This is a genomic window from Siphonobacter sp. BAB-5405, assembly GCF_002872335.1.
GTDB lineage: Bacteria > Bacteroidota > Bacteroidia > Cytophagales > Spirosomataceae > Siphonobacter.
The window spans coordinates 47,899-64,585 of sequence record NZ_NJAG01000002.1 but is presented as its reverse complement, the minus strand read 5'-3'; the positions used below and the strand labels follow the sequence as shown (position 1 = coordinate 64,585).

15 protein-coding genes and 1 tRNA gene are annotated in these 16,687 nt (G+C 48.1%); 5 read left to right on the top strand and 11 right to left on the bottom strand.

The annotated features are described in order from the left end of the window. Positions 1-182 precede the first annotated feature (182 nt). On the top strand, positions 183-2,006 hold the full coding sequence (locus tag BWI97_RS01370; RefSeq protein ID WP_146010835.1) for a M61 family metallopeptidase: 1,824 nt from the start codon (positions 183-185) through the stop codon (positions 2,004-2,006). A 125-nt stretch (positions 2,007-2,131) separates the two neighbouring features. On the opposite strand, the gene BWI97_RS01365 is transcribed toward BWI97_RS01370, so the two are convergent. Next, positions 2,132-2,377 (bottom strand): hypothetical protein, encoded by a 246-nt coding sequence (locus BWI97_RS01365; protein WP_094810392.1) that lies wholly within the window; start codon positions 2,375-2,377, stop codon positions 2,132-2,134. A gap of 51 nt (positions 2,378-2,428) precedes the next feature. On the opposite strand from BWI97_RS01365, the gene BWI97_RS01360 reads away from it, so the two are divergent. Further along, positions 2,429-3,451, top strand: coding sequence for a tetratricopeptide repeat protein (locus tag BWI97_RS01360; protein ID WP_233207719.1), 1,023 nt, complete (start codon positions 2,429-2,431; stop codon positions 3,449-3,451). Between the two features lie 148 nt (positions 3,452-3,599). Here BWI97_RS01360 and menD read toward each other — a convergent pair whose 3' ends face one another. The 6 genes from menD to BWI97_RS01330 all read right to left on the bottom strand — a co-directional run bounded on the left by menD (position 3,600) and on the right by BWI97_RS01330 (position 11,132). After that, positions 3,600-5,309 (bottom strand): 2-succinyl-5-enolpyruvyl-6-hydroxy-3-cyclohexene-1-carboxylic-acid synthase, encoded by a 1,710-nt coding sequence (menD, locus tag BWI97_RS01355; protein WP_102199761.1) that lies wholly within the window; start codon positions 5,307-5,309, stop codon positions 3,600-3,602. 106 nt (positions 5,310-5,415) lie between these two features. Beyond that, on the bottom strand, positions 5,416-6,279 hold the full coding sequence (locus BWI97_RS01350) for an RNA polymerase sigma factor RpoD/SigA (RefSeq protein ID WP_094810398.1): 864 nt from the start codon (positions 6,277-6,279) through the stop codon (positions 5,416-5,418). A gap of 91 nt (positions 6,280-6,370) precedes the next feature. After that, complete coding sequence (pnp, locus tag BWI97_RS01345; RefSeq protein ID WP_094810400.1) at positions 6,371-8,587, bottom strand: polyribonucleotide nucleotidyltransferase; 2,217 nt, start codon at positions 8,585-8,587, stop codon at positions 6,371-6,373. Positions 8,588-8,844: 257 nt separating this feature from the next. Continuing rightward, positions 8,845-9,120 carry a 30S ribosomal protein S15 gene (gene rpsO / locus BWI97_RS01340; RefSeq protein WP_094810402.1) on the bottom strand — a complete coding sequence of 92 codons (276 nt, stop codon included), beginning with the start codon at positions 9,118-9,120 and terminating at the stop codon, positions 8,845-8,847. 58 nt (positions 9,121-9,178) lie between these two features. Then, positions 9,179-10,657, bottom strand: coding sequence for an LptF/LptG family permease (locus tag BWI97_RS01335; protein ID WP_102199760.1), 1,479 nt, complete (start codon positions 10,655-10,657; stop codon positions 9,179-9,181). Positions 10,658-10,742: 85 nt separating this feature from the next. After that, on the bottom strand, positions 10,743-11,132 hold the full coding sequence (locus BWI97_RS01330; protein ID WP_094810434.1) for an START-like domain-containing protein: 390 nt from the start codon (positions 11,130-11,132) through the stop codon (positions 10,743-10,745). A gap of 152 nt (positions 11,133-11,284) precedes the next feature. Here BWI97_RS01330 and BWI97_RS01325 point away from each other — a divergent pair. Continuing rightward, a tRNA-Met gene (locus BWI97_RS01325) sits at positions 11,285-11,358 on the top strand. Positions 11,359-11,796: 438 nt separating this feature from the next. On the opposite strand, the gene holA is transcribed toward BWI97_RS01325, so the two are convergent. Beyond that, positions 11,797-12,816 (bottom strand): DNA polymerase III subunit delta, encoded by a 1,020-nt coding sequence (holA, locus tag BWI97_RS01320; protein ID WP_094810406.1) that lies wholly within the window; start codon positions 12,814-12,816, stop codon positions 11,797-11,799. A gap of 9 nt (positions 12,817-12,825) precedes the next feature. Then, positions 12,826-13,425, bottom strand: a complete 600-nt coding sequence (locus BWI97_RS01315) for an ACP phosphodiesterase (protein ID WP_094810408.1) — start codon at positions 13,423-13,425, stop codon at positions 12,826-12,828. A 142-nt stretch (positions 13,426-13,567) separates the two neighbouring features. Between BWI97_RS01315 and BWI97_RS01310 the strand changes: the two genes are divergently transcribed. Then, positions 13,568-14,083 carry a peptidylprolyl isomerase gene (locus BWI97_RS01310; RefSeq protein ID WP_094810436.1) on the top strand — a complete coding sequence of 172 codons (516 nt, stop codon included), beginning with the start codon at positions 13,568-13,570 and terminating at the stop codon, positions 14,081-14,083. Between the two features lie 32 nt (positions 14,084-14,115). Here the strand turns inward: BWI97_RS01310 and BWI97_RS01305 are convergent, their stop codons facing one another. Beyond that, the gene (locus tag BWI97_RS01305) at positions 14,116-14,562 is read right to left on the bottom strand and encodes a dCMP deaminase family protein (protein ID WP_094810410.1); all 447 of its coding nucleotides are present in this window, start codon (positions 14,560-14,562) and stop codon (positions 14,116-14,118) included. A gap of 183 nt (positions 14,563-14,745) precedes the next feature. Here BWI97_RS01305 and BWI97_RS01300 point away from each other — a divergent pair, with 183 nt between their 5' ends. Next, entirely contained in the window at positions 14,746-15,309 is a 564-nt protein-coding gene (locus tag BWI97_RS01300; protein WP_233207718.1) for a DUF2911 domain-containing protein, read from the top strand. 55 nt (positions 15,310-15,364) lie between these two features. On the opposite strand, the gene BWI97_RS01295 is transcribed toward BWI97_RS01300, so the two are convergent. Next, positions 15,365-16,684 (bottom strand): AarF/ABC1/UbiB kinase family protein, encoded by a 1,320-nt coding sequence (locus BWI97_RS01295; protein ID WP_102199759.1) that lies wholly within the window; start codon positions 16,682-16,684, stop codon positions 15,365-15,367. Positions 16,685-16,687 lie beyond the last annotated feature (3 nt).

The window sequence follows — 16,687 nt, the reverse complement described above, 5'->3', positions numbered from 1 at the left end:
TACGAGAACATATACGGAAAAACCCGGTTTAATTCATTCACTGTCAAACCGAAATCAGCGGATTCTACCCGAGATTCAGCGGAACGGATGAAAAACCTACAAAAAAAGACAAATAAAACGGCGGAGTGTTCAAAGAGTTGGACTATTTTCACGGTTTAAACGCAAAGAAATACAAAACCGATATGATTCAACGACTTTTCGTCTGTGTCGTGTTCTTTCTCTGCGGTTTCGTTTCTGTGCCTGATTCCATGAGTCAAAATCATATAGAGTATACCCTCCGCATGCCGGAACCTGCTACGCATTATTTTCAGGTAGCCATGCACGTTTCGGAATTCGTTCATCCAACCATTCAGAAGCAGGGGTACATTGATGTTAAGTTGCCAGTATGGACACCCGGTTCCTATCTGGTGCGGGAATACGCCAAGAATCTAGACCGCCTCGAAGCACACGCGAATGGAGTAAAAACCGACGTTCGTAAAATACGAAAGAATGTCTGGCGGGTTTCCCTGCCCGACGATACCCATGACCTTACCCTTACGTACGCCCTGTACGCCAATGAATTAACGGTACGGACGAATTTTCTGGACGATCAACACGGCTACGCTACCGGAGCCGCTACCTTCCTGTATACCGACGAATTCAAGCATCAGCCCGCTGATCTGGTCGTTGAGCCGTACCGGGACTGGACCCGCGTGTCGGTAGCTCTGCCTGCCCTACCCGGAAAATCCTTTACGTACCGGGCCGAGAATTATGATCTGCTGGTAGACTCCCCCATCGAGATCGGTACGCATCAGGTACTTCATTTCGAGGCCTGTGGCATTCCTCATGAGATTGCCTTAGTGGGTACGCACGCTCCCGTGGATGAAGAACAACTGAAAGCCGATTACAAACGGATCTGCGAAGCCGCTCTGACGGTTGTAGGTACGCACCCCTGCCAGCGGTATCTATTCATCGTACACCATACAACCGGTGGCAGCGGCGGACTGGAACACCTGCACTGTACCACCCTTCAGACGAACCGGAATACGTACGCCCAGGAATCGTTGTATGCGAACTTTCTAGGACTGGTGGCTCACGAGTATTTTCACCTCTGGAACGTCAAACGGATTCGGCCCATTGAGCTGGGGCCTTTCGACTACGAGAACGAAAACTATACGCACCAGCTCTGGGTTGCCGAAGGCTTCACCAGTATGTATGACAATCACATTCTTCGGCGGGCGGGCTTGAGTTCCGTAGACAAATACCTGAGCGATGTAGCCAACGACTTTACCTACGTGGTGAACACGCCCGGTACACGGATACAGTCGCTGGCGGAAGCAAGCTGGGATGCCTGGATCAAGTACTATCGACCCAACGAAAATTCGATCAATAGCCAGAGCTCTTATTATACCAAAGGAGCTGCCGTAACCACTTTACTGAACCTGGAGATTCTGCACGCCACGGCGGGTGAACGTTCGCTGGATGATGTCTTACGGTCGTTATACCAAACGTACTACCTGGAAGCCAATCGAGGCTTCACCGAGCAGGAAATTCAGACGACCATTGAACAAGTCGCAGGCCAGAGCATGGAGTCTTTTTTCCAGGACTACATCTGGGGTACGGCTCCGCTGGACATTGACCGATACTTGCAATACGTAGGTTGTCATGTAGAAAATGAACTGGATGCTCAGCAAGCGTATCTGGGTATTCATCTGGCTTCCGGCCGTCCGAGCATTCAGCATGTACTGAAAGGTTCACCCGCCTGTCAGGCAGGCCTGAATGCCTTCGACGAACTGATCAGTATCGATGGTCAGCCGATTACGGATTTGCCGCGATTCCTAGCAACTAAACAGCCGGGTGAAGAAGTACTCATCGAAGTTCGGCGGGCGGGTATCGTTCGGATTTTCGAAGTGGAACTGCAGTCAAATTCCCTGCAAAAACTAGTCATTGTTCGCAACGAAAACCCAAGTCCGGAGCAAGTAGAATTGTTCAGTAAATGGGTATGGCTGGGCTCCGAAACTGCCTAAGAAAAAGGCCTGTCTACAGCGAATAATCCTACTAAAAAACATTTAGTATTCATTAGTTAGTATAATACTAAATACAAAAGAGGTCGTTTATCCGTTGCAAACAGGCTTGTCTAGGTTTTTTACTCTTAATCTTCGATTTCTTCCAAGGCTTCTTCCCAGTCCCGAGCCATGGATTCAAAACGAGCCATTACCTTGTCGATAAACGGACCCGTCAACAATTCTTTTAAGTCTTCCTCACTAGAAATGTCGTATTCATTAATCTTGTAGGTCTGCTCCAGAGCCCCCGCCTCTATCTTGATGATATAGCGATTGTTCCAGGAATACAGACTGATTTTACAGGACGGATGTTGAACTTCACTGATAAAATGCATAAGCGTACAGTTTACGAATTAATAAAGACTCAAGGCTTTCTTTCTACGAAGATGCGAACACTCCTTTCAATATTCCTACTTTTTTTGATGGCGGCCTGCGGAAAACAACGTGATCAGGAGGCTTACCAGTTTTTTTTACGCGGGAATGATCAGCTCCTGCGGCAGGATTACGACCAGGCCGGACGGTTTTATACGGAAGCCATCCAGAAAAAACCCGAGTTTCCGGAGGCTTTAACCAACCGCGGTTTGGTATACATTCAACAGGGTAACTATGAAAAGGCTTTGAGTGATCTGAATAACTCCCTGAAGATCAACCCTAGATTAGGCAGTACATACCAGAACCGTGGGAACCTATTCTCCATGCAGGGTAACTATGCGAATGCCTTACGAGACCTGGAAGAAGCCGTAAAATTCATTCCCGATTCTTCTACAGCCTGGGCATTCCTGGGAAACGCCCAGTACATGACCGGTCAGGAGGATTTAGCTATGGCTTCTTTCCAAAAAGCAGAGCAGCTTCGTCCTTCTGACTATACCACGTATGCTTTTCGGGGATGGGTGTACGTATTACGCAAAGAATACGAAAAAGCCCGGCAGGATTTTGAGAACGTGCTGAAATACAGACCGAATGAGCCGAGTACCGTTAATAACTTATCTATGGTGACCACGATGTTAGGTGATCCGAAGAAGGGACTCGAATGGGCGGACCGGGCTGTGAAGCTTACGGAAGGCAAGCTCCTCGCCTACTCCGTTAACAACCGGGCCTATGCCTTACTTGAACTCAATCGGCTCGATGAAGCAAAAGCAGAACTCGATCGTTCCCTCCGGTTGGACGATAATAACGCCTGGGCGTATCGGAACCTCGGACTGTTTTATTTCAAAAAACAGCAATTCCCTCAGGCGATGGATGCGTTGAAGAAAGCAGAACGGATGGATCCGTCCGTTGAAAACCTGTACTTCTACCTGGGGAATACGTCCCAGGCCAGCGGAAAAAATCAGGAGGCCTGCACGTACTGGAAGAAAGGGGCCACGTTAAAGGAAAAGAAATCCATCGAGGCAGCAAAAGGCTGTTCCTGATGGATTTCTGTCCACGCTGAGAATTCGGTATTCCGCATCAATACCCGGAAAGTTTCTTTCTATCAAAATCTCAGACGGCCGTATGACTACTAAAGCATCACTTACGTGTCTTCATAAACTACTTATAATCAAATCATTACTAAACCACTTACATCGCTTTCATTAGCTCCTTAAACTGGTCAAAGGTTTTTTGATTCGCAACAGGGTCACTGCTGATTTCCAGTAACTTAGCTTTTTTATCCTCGTTTAGAAAGGAAGGTAAGGCTTTTACCAGTTCCGGTTCGTTGGCAATGGCATAGTACTCCAGGCCCGCATCCTGTGCTGTGCGTTCAGCGGTGGTATGGTGCTTCGTTTCAAAATACGTTTCGAGTTCGGGTTGCTGACGCGGACCATCAATCATCCGGAAAATACTTCCCCCCGAATTGTTGATCAAAATGATTCGCAGGTTACTCGGTACATGCGGATGCCAAAGGGCGTTGCGGTCGTAGAAAAACGCGACATCCCCGATGAGAAGAAAAACCAATTGATCAGTAGTAAGGGCTGCCCCTACAGCCGTACTCATACAGCCATCAATTCCGCTCGTCCCGCGGTTGGAAAAAACGGTTACTCGCTGAGGCAGGCCAATATAGTTGGCGTACCGAACCGACATACTGTTGGCCAGATGCAACTGACTCGATTCCGGAATTTGTTCAAGGACCTGAGCAACGGCCTGAAATTCGCCGAAGGCTTCACGGGTTTGCAGAAAGTGCCGAATTCCGGAAACTGCCTTTTGTTCGGCCACTTCCCAGCTTTGTAGAAAGGTAGTGTCCCGGTCTTCGTCCCCCTGCCGAAAGGCTCGTAAGTCCAGCGTTTCCAACAATGTGTGAAAGAAGACTTCCGGCTCGATCGCCAGTTGCTGAGTCAACGTTTGAAACGGATCAATCAGCTCCCGACGAAAGGAGATATGATAGTGGTACCTAGGCTTATACTTCCGAAAGAATAACTTCAGATTTTTGGACACGAAGGAATCTCCAAACGTAATCAGTACTTCCGGACACCGTTCATCCTGCGGTTGCGTACTACCCAGAAAAATATCCGGGTGCGTGAGGAAGGAATGACTCGACAAATTGGATATCACCTCCCCTACTACCGGGAAGGCAAATTCATTTTTTAGCTGATCCAGAATTTCCAGTAAGGATTCATTAATCACCTGCTGTCCCGCCAGAATCAGTACGCGGTCGGTATCTTCGAGTAACCCGATCAATTCTTCCCAGGTTTCCTGCGGCAGAGTTCGCTGCTCAACAACCCGGTTGATGGTACGCGGTGATCCGTAGGTAAAAGTTTCGTCGGGCTTCGGATAGAAGGGCTCCCGGATGGGTACGTTCAGATGTACCGGTCCCCGGGGTTGTTCCTGGGCACTATTAATGAGTTGATTTACCGTACGCTCGATAAACCAGCGACTATCCACATGCCCGTAATCGGCGGGCAAGGAATACGACTCTTTGATGTGTTTGCCATATACCGCATCCTGATGAATCATTTGTCCATCCTGCTGGTGAATCCATTCGGGGGGACGGTCGGCAGTGAGTACCAACAGAGGTACACCAAGAAAATAAGCTTCCGCAACAGCGGGAGCAAAATTAAGAGCGGCCGTACCCGAAGTACAAATCAGTGCGACGGGCTGGCCCAGTTGCTGGGCCATACCCAAGGCAATGTATCCGGCAGCCCGTTCGTCGGGTATAACCTTGGTTTGAATATGCGGGTGACGGGCGAAAGCCAGCGTAAGGGCGGCGGAGCGGGAACCAGGAGCAATGACGGCGTGATGAATCCCACGGCGTACACAAAGTTCGGCCAGATCCAATAAGGGTTGCAAGATCATACGCCAGCAAAGTTATAGGAAAACAGGATTGATTGGATAGATAACAACGGATACAAAAAAAGCTCCAGAGTGGAGGCTTTTTTTGTATCCGTACTACATTAGGAAATTAACCCAAGTACGTTTTTAAGGCTTTGCTACGAGAAGTATGGCGTAAGCGACGAATGGCCTTTTCCTTGATCTGGCGAACCCGTTCCCGAGTCAGATTGAATTTTTCTCCAATCTCTTCCAGAGTCATGGCGTGATTTCCGTCCAAACCAAAGTACAGGGTGATCACGTCAGCTTCACGTTGGGTCAGCGTTGACAGGGCCCGTTGTACTTCCTTCCGTAAGGACTCATTCACCAAACCAGAATCTGGTTTGTCTTCGCCGTCATTTTCCAGTACGTCAAGCAGAGAGTTCTCTTCACCCTGTACGAAAGGAGCATCCATGGATACGTGACGACCCGAGATCTTCAGGGTATCGACCACTTCACCCGCTGAAATTTCCAGTACTTCGGCCAGTTCTTCCGGTGAAGGTTCCCGTTCGAAACGTTGTTCGAGTTCGGAGAACGTCTTGGAAATTTTGTTCAGAGAACCTACCCGGTTTAAAGGCAAACGTACAATCCGTGATTGTTCGGCCAAAGCCTGCAGAATCGACTGGCGAATCCACCATACGGCGTACGAAATGAATTTAAAACCACGCGTTTCGTCAAAACGCTGAGCGGCTTTAATCAAACCCAGGTTTCCTTCGTTGATCAAATCGCCCAGGGAAAGTCCCTGGTTCTGGTATTGCTTAGCTACCGACACCACGAAACGCAAGTTTGCTTTGGTCAGTCGCTCTAAAGCTAATTGGTCACCTTCACGAATTCTTCGAGCCAGTTCTACCTCCTCGTCCGGGGTGAGCAAATCCACTTTACCAATTTCTTGAAGATACTTATCAAGCGATTGGCTTTCCCGGTTAGTGATCTGCTTAGAAATTTTTAGCTGTCTCATCTGGCATCAGAATTTGCTTATGGGTTGCTGATGATTATGTAACATGAAAACATGAAAAAAATTCAGGAATCGTTATCTTTTGTAACGTAAATTAGTTACGGGGGCGGCGATTCTCGGAATTTCCCCGGTCCCCACGTTCCGGACGATCTCCTCTTTCAGGACGTTCGGGTCGCTCAGGCCGTTCCACATATCCTTCCGGTTTGGGCAACAGCACCCGCCGGGATAAACGGAATTTTCCGGTTTTCTGATCTACTTCAATTAATTTCACCTGTACTTCTTCGCCTACTTCGAGTACGCCTTTCATAGCGGGCAGACGATCCCAGGAGATTTCCGAGATGTGCAGCAGACCATCACGTCCGGGCAGGAATTCAACGAATGCTCCGAAGTCTGTCACCGTTTTCACCTTACCGGTGTACACTTCACCTACTTCAGGAATCGTTACGATACCTTTCACCCGACCTACGGCCGCATCCATCGCTTCTTTGTTCGTGGCGAAAATGCTGACGTAGCCTTTGCTATCTTTTTCTTCGATGGCAATCGTTGCACCCGTCGTCTTCTGAATTTCCTGTACTACTTTACCACCGGGTCCAATCACGGCACCGATAAACTCCTGAGGAATTTCCAGAATAACCGCCCGTGGAGCGTGAGGTTTGAAATCGGGACGAACTTCGGTAAGGGCTTTCTTCATTTCGTTCAGAATATGAAGACGACCCCGCTTGGCCTGATTCAAAGCTTCGGCAACCACTTCGTACGAAAGGCCGTCGATTTTCATATCCATCTGGCAAGCCGTGATTCCGTTTTCCGTACCCGTTACTTTAAAGTCCATATCCCCCAGGTGATCTTCATCGCCAAGGATATCGGAAAGAACGGCGTACTTACCCGTCTCAGGATCGGAAATCAGACCCATGGCAATACCGGATACGGGAGCCTTGATTTTTACTCCGGCATCCATCAGAGCCAGCGTACCCGCACAAACGGTTGCCATCGACGACGAACCATTGGATTCCAGAATGTCAGAAACGACCCGAATCGTGTAAGGGTTGTCCGCGTCAGCGGGCATTACCTTTTTCAGGGCACGCATCGCCAGGTTACCGTGACCTACTTCCCGGCGTCCGGGTCCACGGTTGGGTTTTACTTCACCCGTAGAAAAACCGGGGAAGTTATAGTGCAACAGGAATTTGCTGTAACCAGAAACTAAGGCCTGATCCACAATCTGTTCATCCAGTTTCGTTCCCAGGGTTGCGGTCGTGATTGACTGCGTTTCCCCACGCGTGAACACGGCTGATCCGTGGGCACGGGGTAAGTAATCGACTTCGCACCAGATGGGACGAACTTCATCCAGAGCCCGACCATCCAGACGACGACGCTCGTTTAATACCAGGTTACGAGCCGCGTCTTTTTCAATATCGTGGAAATACGTGCCAACGAGCCCCAGGTCTACGGTATGATCTTCGGGTAAAGTCTCCAGGTATTCTTTGCGAACGGCCTTGAATCCTTCTTTACGGATTGATTTATTGGCGTTACCCTGTGCGGCTACGGCATAAACCTTCTCGTAATAATTATCGTATAAAAACTTCTTCAATTCGAGGTCATGGGTTTCATGACTGTATTCTCGCTTGACCGTTTTTCCTACTTCTGCTTCCAGTTCTTTCTGAGCCGCACACTGAAGTTTGATGGCATCATGGGCCGTCTTCAATGCCGTCAGCATATCATCTTCGGACACCTCATTGCTTTCACCCTCTACCATCAGAATGTCCGTGCTATTACCCGCAACGATCAGATCCAGTTCAGCCCGGCTCAACATGGAGGTCGGCGGATTGATCAGATACAGGCCATCGATTTTGGCTACGCGTACTTCAGAGATGGGACCATTGAAAGGAATGTCGGATACCATCAAAGCAGCAGAAGCGGCCAGACCCGCCAATGCGTCGGGTTGTACTTCAGGATCAGCCGAGATCATGATCACGTTGACTTGTACATCCGCGTGAAAATCACCGGGGAACGTCGGACGTAAGGCCCGGTCTACCAATCGGCTTATTAAAATTTCGTAATCGGAAAGACGGCCTTCCCGGCGTTGGAAACTTCCGGGGATTTTACCCGCAGAAGCAAATTTTTCCTGGTAATCTACCGAAAGAGGTAAGAAATCAGTACCCGGACGGGCTTCCGGTGCGGCTACGGCCGTGGCCAGTAACATCGTATCACCCATACGGACTACTACTGATCCATCGGCTTGTTTAGCCAGTTTGCCAGTCTCGATGGTAATGATTCGACCATCGGGAAGACTGAGTTTTTTGGTTACAACGTTCATAGTTTGTCGTTTTGACCGCTTTTGAGACCGCTCTCCACCAAGTGAGGGACCGCTGTGTAGCTCATCCTGAGGAGGAACCGCTTTCAAGAGGTTAGCCGGGGAAACTCCCCGTAGTTGCATTCAGTTACCTCAACTATTCTATAAGAGTACAAAAACGCGAAGAAGTAATCAATTTGTCGAAGAAAAATTTTCAGGACAAACATAAAACAAGTCAGGGAATCCACTAAACGGAATTCCCTGACTTGCGTATCAACCGATTATTTACGGAGACCTAATTCAGCAAGAATTGCCCGGTAACGGGTAATATCTTTTTTGTGTAGATAGTCGAGCAGACGACGACGCTTACCTACCAATTTCAACAGACCTGCACGCGTAGCGTAGTCTTTTTTGTGTACTTTCAGGTGCTCAGTTAATGAGCTAATCCGATACGTAAACAGAGCAATTTGCGATTCAGCCGAACCAGTGTCGGTTGCTGACTTGGCATGCCCCTGCGATTCAAAAATTGCTTTTTTCTTGTCGGCAGTCAGATACATGTATTGCAGCTAATTTTAGTTGTGAAACGCAAAGGTACGAAAATAATGCTGCAAACGCTTACATTGCTTCGCTTTTTTTCTTAAATAAGGGCGTCTTTTCTCGCCAGGCCATAAATCGCTCTTTTAAACGGTTTAGAGCTATACGATATACGTCAGCTTCAAAGAGTCTGGAATCGTTCAAAGCTTTAGTCAGGAAGTAGATTCCAAAACCTAAGAGAACCAGATTCGACATCCAGGCGGCCAGGGGTACCCACATGGTGCCCTCCTTGGCGTACTTATCCCCCTGAATGGTGAGTACGTACATCAAGATAAAGAAGATGATCGCCACCAATACGGGTAATCCGAACCCCCCTTTTTTAATGATCGCTCCCAGCGGTGCCCCAATGAGGAACATCACCAGACAGGAAATGGCCGTCGTGAATTTGTGATTCCATTCCAGATCATTTTTGTACATTGTTTTGCGACGGTCGTACATGAGTAAGTCGTCCGTCTCAATAGACGTCAAACGTGATTTAGCCGAACTCAAAGCGGAAGCCGTTAGATCGCTATTCTGTAACGTCGCCGGTAATTTCTCGCGAGCGGTGATTAATGAATCTACCCAGGTCGTAGGCATTTTTTTAGCCCCTTCCCCCAGCGTCTGAAAATGATAGGAATAGTACTGCGATGCCATCGTCACCATACTCTTTACGGCTAACTGATAATTCCGCCGTAACGAATCGCCATCATCCGACAACTGCCGAATAGATTTCATAATGGCGTGGTTCTTGAACTGATCTTCGTCAGTGGGTGTCATTTTGAAGGACCGCATATTAATGAACTTCTTGGTATGGCTAAACGAGTTCTTAGCGAAGTCACTCGTATTTCCATCCCCCGAAGATTTATCTACGTCCTCTACGTAATCAACCCCTTTGAATAGTTCAAAGACCAGATACGTTCCTCCCAGAATAGTATACGTCCGGGCTGAATCGGCCACGGTTACATGGCGATTGCCACTATTTTCCGCGTGGTCGTAGATGAGTACGTTCTTGAGTGAACCATCGGCGTACTTCTTGGATATTTTTATACTGTACCCCGGCAGATCATTATTAAAAACCCCCTCCTTAAAGCTCAGCGTAGCTTTCGTGGTTTTAATATCCCACAGCAAACTGTATCCTTTTAAGTTAGCCCAGGGCTGAATCGTATTATTAAACCATAGAATGAAGCCGGTAATGAAGACAATCACTACGGAGATGGGCCGAATTACCCGGCCCACGGAAATACCAGCACTTTTGACGGCGGTCAGCTCGGAAAACTCCCCCAGGTTTCCGAAGCACATCAGCGAGGAAAGCAATACGGCCAGCGGCATGGAAACCGGCACGACCATCAGACCGAAGTAAAAGAAGAGTCTTCCGTACACGTCAAAGCCTACATCACGCCCGGCAATTTCATCAAAATAGAGGAGGATAAAGCGGGTCAGGAAAATAAACTCCGTTACCGCGAAGGTGACCAGAAAGGGTCCCCAGAAAGCCTTTAATACTAATTTATCTAATTTTCTCATGGCAACTCCGTCAATCAGACACAAGTATAACCCGAAACAAACGCATTCATTTCTTTACTGGTTCTGATTTAACAATTCCTAACAATCATCCCCCAACGACTTCCCGCAGCGTATCGATGAGTCCATCCCAAAGTGCCCGCAAGTCTTCTTCGTCCGTATTGTCTGAGTAATCGGTGATCTTCAAAAACGTCGAATTCGTCAGATCGCTCTGATCCAGCCGAAACTCCATGTAATTGTGCTCCTCTTCATTGGCATCAGGCATGAAATCATATTTGATGCTTTTGTTCTGACGCATGGAAACGATCTTAGCCGGGTGATTTTCGCCATCCCACTCAAAAATCATGGACTGGTTTGATCCCACGTTCACTTTGTTAGCAAACCATTGCTGAAGACCCGAAGCCGTACTAACGTAGGGAAAGAGCATTTTAGGAGAAGCCCGCAACTCGTACTCGGTAACAAATTTATGCTTCGTCATAATTTTTTTTGTCAAAGACGTATCCCGTCAATTTACTCAAAATCAGTCCAGTATCAAGTGCGTTGCCGACACGGCCTGAAAAAATTAAGTTTTTTTTTTCACAAGGTATGGATTTTGGCCGAAATACGTATACTTTTGCACCACAAAAAAACGGCGGGGTAGCTCAGATGGTTAGAGCGTCGGATTCATAACCCGGAGGTCACGAGTTCGATTCTCGTCCCCGCTACAAAACCGGAGCAGTGAAAACTGTTCCGGTTTTTTCTTTTCACAAGGTTGACTCCAGTCGCTGGACGCCCCACCCTTCTTCTTCAGCAACCTTTCGTGTTCCTTACGGCTTTCCTACACCAGCCGTACCCAGACCAGACAAATCCGCCCCATATATAGGCTGCTAAATCAACGTACTAAAAGCTCTTTTATAGTTCCAAAACGGGATCGAGTATACCAAACCGCACTTTTACACACGTATCGGCTAGGCACAGTTTTATTAATTATTTTCAGCCCTGAATCAGGCCCATATATTGGTTAAACTTCTGAGAATGAACGATTAATTTTTTTAAACACTACCTAAAAAAGGTAATCTGTCATATTGTCCGCTGAAAGAAAAAGCTACCCATTCCTGGGTAGCCCTTCCTTTTTGATGCTAATCCAGCACAATTGAGTTAGTTTAGTGTAAGATTTTAAATATCAAGTCTTTAAGAATTATTTCTTCACTTACTGCTCCTACTTCTACCCCTTTGGACTGGGCATCGGCCTGTCTCAAATATTTAATCACGCTTACCGTTTTATCGAGTGAGAAATTGCGACTAGCCGTTACGTAATCTTTCGCAAAAAATGGATTCACACCCAGTGTACTCGCCAGATTACGTTCGCTTTTGTCGGGCGTTGCGTGGGTCAGTAAAAGTTTGCTAAAAAAGTTATAAAGGATAATCAGCGTAGGCTGTATGGGATTGTCTTTGGGGTTACGGGAAAAGTGGTAGGCAATGAGATTAGACCGAGCCACATCCCGGTTCAATAGGGCTTTCTGTAATTCAAAATTGTTAAATTCCCGACTGATGCCCACGAAGCGTTCGACCGTTTCAGCCTGAATGGATTCATCGGCTCGCAGGTTCAGAATGATTTTATCCAATTCATTGGCAATTCGCTTTAAATCGTTTCCAATGAATTCAGATAACATTTGTAACGCCTTGGGGGATATCTTTACGCCTTTTTCATGACAATAAGAAGCAATCCAGTCGGGCACTTTATTGTCATACAGCTTCTTGGAAGGAACGTATACACCTTTTTTATCCCAGGCTTTTACCCAGGTCTTCCGTTCATCCACGTTCGACTTAAAACAGAGCACCAGAATGGTAGAAGAAAGTGGGTTAACAATGTAATCTTCCAGAAAACGGACCGTATCCTTCGCATCGAGGCCCTGCATATCCTGGGCTTCCTTCACCAGAATCAGCTGGCGGTCGGAAAGCATGGGGAAACGCTTGGCGTAGCTGAGCAGGGTACCTACATTGGTGTCTTTTCCATACAACACAAACTGGTTGAAATCCCGGGCCGAGGCTGGCAGAGCATTTTCCTCCAGGTACGAAGCAAGCTGATCCGTATAGTAAGGTTCATCGCCCGCCAGTAGGTACAAGGGTGCGAACTGGTTCTTTTTTAATTCTTTCCAGACGGCTTCAAAAGTCTGAGGCATACCTGCTAATCAATTAATGGAAGATAGATAATCGAAGCACCGCTGACTTAAGTCGGGCCAGAACTCTTCGAAATCGGCTTTAAAAAACGCGTATTCCCGTTCCAGTTGCGTAATGCTTCGCTCAATACCAGCAGCTGGAGGAAAGCGACGGCCAATTCCCCGCAACGACCATTCGATACCCTCCAAGGTGGCGTAGTTGGTGAACCAGTCGCGGGAAATCAGGGATTGAACCGTACTCTGCATAGAGGCTGGCAGAAAGGGCCGCTGTCGCTCGACTGCTTCGTAAAACTGCTGGGCAAAGAGCGGAAGCGGGAGGGCCGAATACGTCGCCCATTCGCGGGCCAGTACATAGTCATAAAACATATCGACCAGAATACCCGACAACAAGCCGTACTCCTCGACCAGGCGACTTTTGCTCCGACGGGTTATGGGATGGTGATCCGTAAAATCATCAATAATACGGTGCAGCCGCACGCCCACGAGCATGTCCGTGGTAATGCCCGGCGGATGGTAGTTTTCCAGTCGTCCCTTCACAAACTCACCCAGCAAATTGCCCACCTGCACGTCGGAATTAGATCCGGAAAGTACCGTATGTGCCAGAAAATTCATGAATCAGGGGTTATAGGCGTTTCTTTGGAATGGTTATTTGTGATACAAGGTTCACTCAAAACGGCCTGATATAAAAATCTTTTTGTCGGTTCTTTTTAATTACCCGGCGTATTTACGGTACGTTTGCAAAAAAACAACGCTCATGGAAATCACAAAAAACAAGGTAGTTCTTCTTACGTACGACTTATCCATCAAAGGTCCCGATGAAGAGGAATTTGAATTGGTAGAAGCCATTGGAGAAGACGAACCGATGGGCTATATACATGGAATGAGTGGCTATCCAGAACGGTTTGAAGACAGTTTGGAAGGACTTAAGCCAGGCGATACCTTTGACTTCTCTATTTCACCCGACGAAGGATACGGACAACGCGATCCGGAAGCCGTTGTCGATCTTCCGCTGGATGTTTTCCGGGTGAACGGGGAAATCGATCAGGAACTGATTCAGGTAGGCAATGTATTACCGATGACGAACGATGAAGGCCAGCAAATGAATGGTCGTATCGTGGAAGTTAGCAATGATGCCGTATGGATGGACTTTAATCACCCACTGGCTGAAATGCAACTTCACTTCACGGGTAAAATCCTCGACGTTCGGGAAGCTACGCCTACCGAACTGAGCCACGGACACGTTCACGGTGACGGTGGCATCCATCACTAAGAAAGTCCGTCAAAGAAAGATTATGAATCAAATCATAATCTTTCTTTGTTTACAGGCCTACCGTACTCTTCAACCTGCACCCCAAACTTCCGCAGGAACTCTACTCCCTCATCCACGCCGATGCCTTTGTACTTTGCGTACGAATCTTTGAAAACCACGCGGCGAATCCCCATCGAGTAAATAATCCGGGCACAGGCGATACAGGGCGAAAGCGTTACGTAGATCGTTGCTCCTTCGATGCTGGCTCCGAGTTTAGCCGCGTACAGAATGGCGTTTTGCTCGGCGTGCAGGGCTAATGAACAGCTGCCTTTCGAATCACGGGGACAACCCACTTCCGGAAATTCTTCATCACAATTGTGCGTACCCGCTGGCGGTCCATTGTAACCGATGGAAATAATTCGCGTGTCTTTGGTAAGGACCGCTCCGACCTGAGCTTTAATGCAGTGGGACCGCTTGGCCAAGTTCACGGCCAGATCCATAAAAATATCGTCAAAATGGGGTTTCAAAGGATTCCAATCTTCGTAGGTATCAGCCGATTGATTCTCAGCGATCTACCTTACTGGTTTAATAAATTTGGCAGCAGCGTATCTCACACTGGCCCTTTCCATCGTTTATTTTTGCCGAAAGTTCCGACAATAAAACGACGTACGCTTACTTAAACTATGAAATTATTTCATTTCGTTGGCATGGGCTGTTTAATGGCTCTCTCCGTACAGGCCCAAACGGATTCCACCGCCAAGAGTACCGCCGCTGAAATTATCCAGCCGCAGCTACGGCCCAGTCCGCTGGCTTTAGCCCAATACAAAACCGAAACCTGTTACCTCAAGCTTACGTACGGACAACCCATGCGAAAGGGACGGGAAATTTTTGGGAAACTGGAACCCTACGGAAAAATCTGGCGGACCGGAGCGAACGAAGCTACGGAACTAACCATTACAAAAGAGGTGAAATTGGCCGGACGATCGGTTCGACCGGGTACCTATACCCTTTTCACGATTCCGAACCCGGACTCCTGGACGATTGTTCTTAATTCGGAACTGGGTCAGTGGGGTGCTTTCAACTATAAAGCCGAAAACGATTACTTACGCGTGGACGTTCCCGCTCAGAAAAACGATCAGGTTTACGAAGCCCTTACCTTTCGCTTCGAGGAAACCGAAGCCGGTGCCGATCTTCATCTGATGTGGGACGACGTTCGGGTACGCATTCCTTTCGCGTTCGTTAAATAAGGAAAAGGCCCGAGGCATTCGAATGCCTCGGGCCTTTTCGTATCAAAGCGTTTGTTTAACCCTGGCCAGGCCGTAACCAGTCCGGGCGATTGGTCGTTACGACGGCTTTTAATTCGTTCAGAATCGAATACAGACCAAAGTAGGTACGATTCACGTACAAACCATGCTGACTCCCCCGGGCTACTTTAGACTTTCGGATCTCTTCGATTCGCTGTAACTGATCGGCAAAGGCATACACCTCCTGGAAATACGCATCGTTGCCAAAATCAAAGGTTTCCTCCTTGAAGGGTCGTCCCAGCAGGTGAATCATTTGGATGAACAGACCCGAGAATAACTGCTTTTCGTGGTCTGAATCGGACGGATACAGGAATTCCAGATTATAGAAAATTTGTTCCGTCCGCTCGCGATCCGCCACCGTATCGGGGTTGATCAGGGCGAAATAGTTGTCGTAATAAAAGGTCGGAATGTCTTTGATACAGCCGAAATCGATTACGCCCGTCGTGCCGTCCGGCCGCAGCAGAAAATTACCCGGATGCGGATCGGCGTGTACCTGCCGAAGCGTGTGAATCTGGTAGTCGTAAAAATCCCAGAGCGTCTGTCCAATCCGGTTGCGTACCTCCTGACTGGGGTTGGTTGCCAGAAAATCGCTAAGGTGTTTGCCCTCCAGCCAGTCCATTGTCAGAATCCGGCGAGCTGAAAGTTCCGGATAGTAGGTCGGAAATACCAGGCCCTCAATGTGAGCACAGGCCTGAGTAATTTCACCCCCCCGGCGTAGCTCCAGTTCGTAATCGGTTTCTTCCAGCAAACGCAGCTCTACCTCCGCCGTGTAGCGGTCCACATCCTTTTCATTCAATCCGAAAAGGGTTTTCGCCATGGGCTTCACCATCTTCAGATCGGAACTGATACTATCTGCCACACCGGGATACTGCACCTTTACCGCTAGGTTTTTCCCGTCTTTCGTAGCCCGGTGTACCTGACCAATGGAAGCCGCAGCAGTCGCTTCCACATCAAAAGTGTCGTACAAGGCCGAAGGCGATTTACCGAAAAACTTTTGGAAGGTTTTCACTACCAGCGGAGCCGATAACGGAGGAGCCGAGTACTGCGACAGTTGAAAGCGTTCGGAATACTGCCGGGGCAACAGATTCCGATCCATGGACAGCATTTGGGCCACTTTCAAAGCCGAGCCCTTTAACTGGCTCAGGGACTCGTAAATGTCAACGGCGTTATCCTCGTGTAGCTCATCCCGACTCAGATCCGGGTTCACCAGCTTCTTTACATTATGCTTCAGGTAATTTCCTCCAATTTTGACTCCTGTTTTTACGAATTGCGTCGCACGGGCTACTTTGGAGGTTGGAATTGATTGTTGGGATTTCATAAA

What these genes read in the sequence shown, in the direction of transcription:
- BWI97_RS01370 (WP_146010835.1), top strand. Translation starts at nt 183, where the DNA reads ATGATTCAACGACTTTTCGTCTGTGTCGTGTTCTTTCTCTGCGGTTTC.
- BWI97_RS01365 (WP_094810392.1), bottom strand. Translation starts at nt 2,377, where the DNA reads ATGCATTTTATCAGTGAAGTTCAACATCCGTCCTGTAAAATCAGTCTG.
- BWI97_RS01360 (WP_233207719.1), top strand. Translation starts at nt 2,429, where the DNA reads ATGCGAACACTCCTTTCAATATTCCTACTTTTTTTGATGGCGGCCTGC.
- menD (WP_102199761.1), bottom strand. Translation starts at nt 5,309, where the DNA reads ATGATCTTGCAACCCTTATTGGATCTGGCCGAACTTTGTGTACGCCGT.
- BWI97_RS01350 (WP_094810398.1), bottom strand. Translation starts at nt 6,279, where the DNA reads ATGAGACAGCTAAAAATTTCTAAGCAGATCACTAACCGGGAAAGCCAA.
- pnp (WP_094810400.1), bottom strand. Translation starts at nt 8,587, where the DNA reads ATGAACGTTGTAACCAAAAAACTCAGTCTTCCCGATGGTCGAATCATT.
- rpsO (WP_094810402.1), bottom strand. Translation starts at nt 9,120, where the DNA reads ATGTATCTGACTGCCGACAAGAAAAAAGCAATTTTTGAATCGCAGGGG.
- BWI97_RS01335 (WP_102199760.1), bottom strand. Translation starts at nt 10,657, where the DNA reads ATGAGAAAATTAGATAAATTAGTATTAAAGGCTTTCTGGGGACCCTTT.
- BWI97_RS01330 (WP_094810434.1), bottom strand. Translation starts at nt 11,132, where the DNA reads ATGACGAAGCATAAATTTGTTACCGAGTACGAGTTGCGGGCTTCTCCT.
- holA (WP_094810406.1), bottom strand. Translation starts at nt 12,816, where the DNA reads ATGCCTCAGACTTTTGAAGCCGTCTGGAAAGAATTAAAAAAGAACCAG.
- BWI97_RS01315 (WP_094810408.1), bottom strand. Translation starts at nt 13,425, where the DNA reads ATGAATTTTCTGGCACATACGGTACTTTCCGGATCTAATTCCGACGTG.
- BWI97_RS01310 (WP_094810436.1), top strand. Translation starts at nt 13,568, where the DNA reads ATGGAAATCACAAAAAACAAGGTAGTTCTTCTTACGTACGACTTATCC.
- BWI97_RS01305 (WP_094810410.1), bottom strand. Translation starts at nt 14,562, where the DNA reads ATGGATCTGGCCGTGAACTTGGCCAAGCGGTCCCACTGCATTAAAGCT.
- BWI97_RS01300 (WP_233207718.1), top strand. Translation starts at nt 14,746, where the DNA reads ATGAAATTATTTCATTTCGTTGGCATGGGCTGTTTAATGGCTCTCTCC.
- BWI97_RS01295 (WP_102199759.1), bottom strand. Translation starts at nt 16,684, where the DNA reads ATGAAATCCCAACAATCAATTCCAACCTCCAAAGTAGCCCGTGCGACG.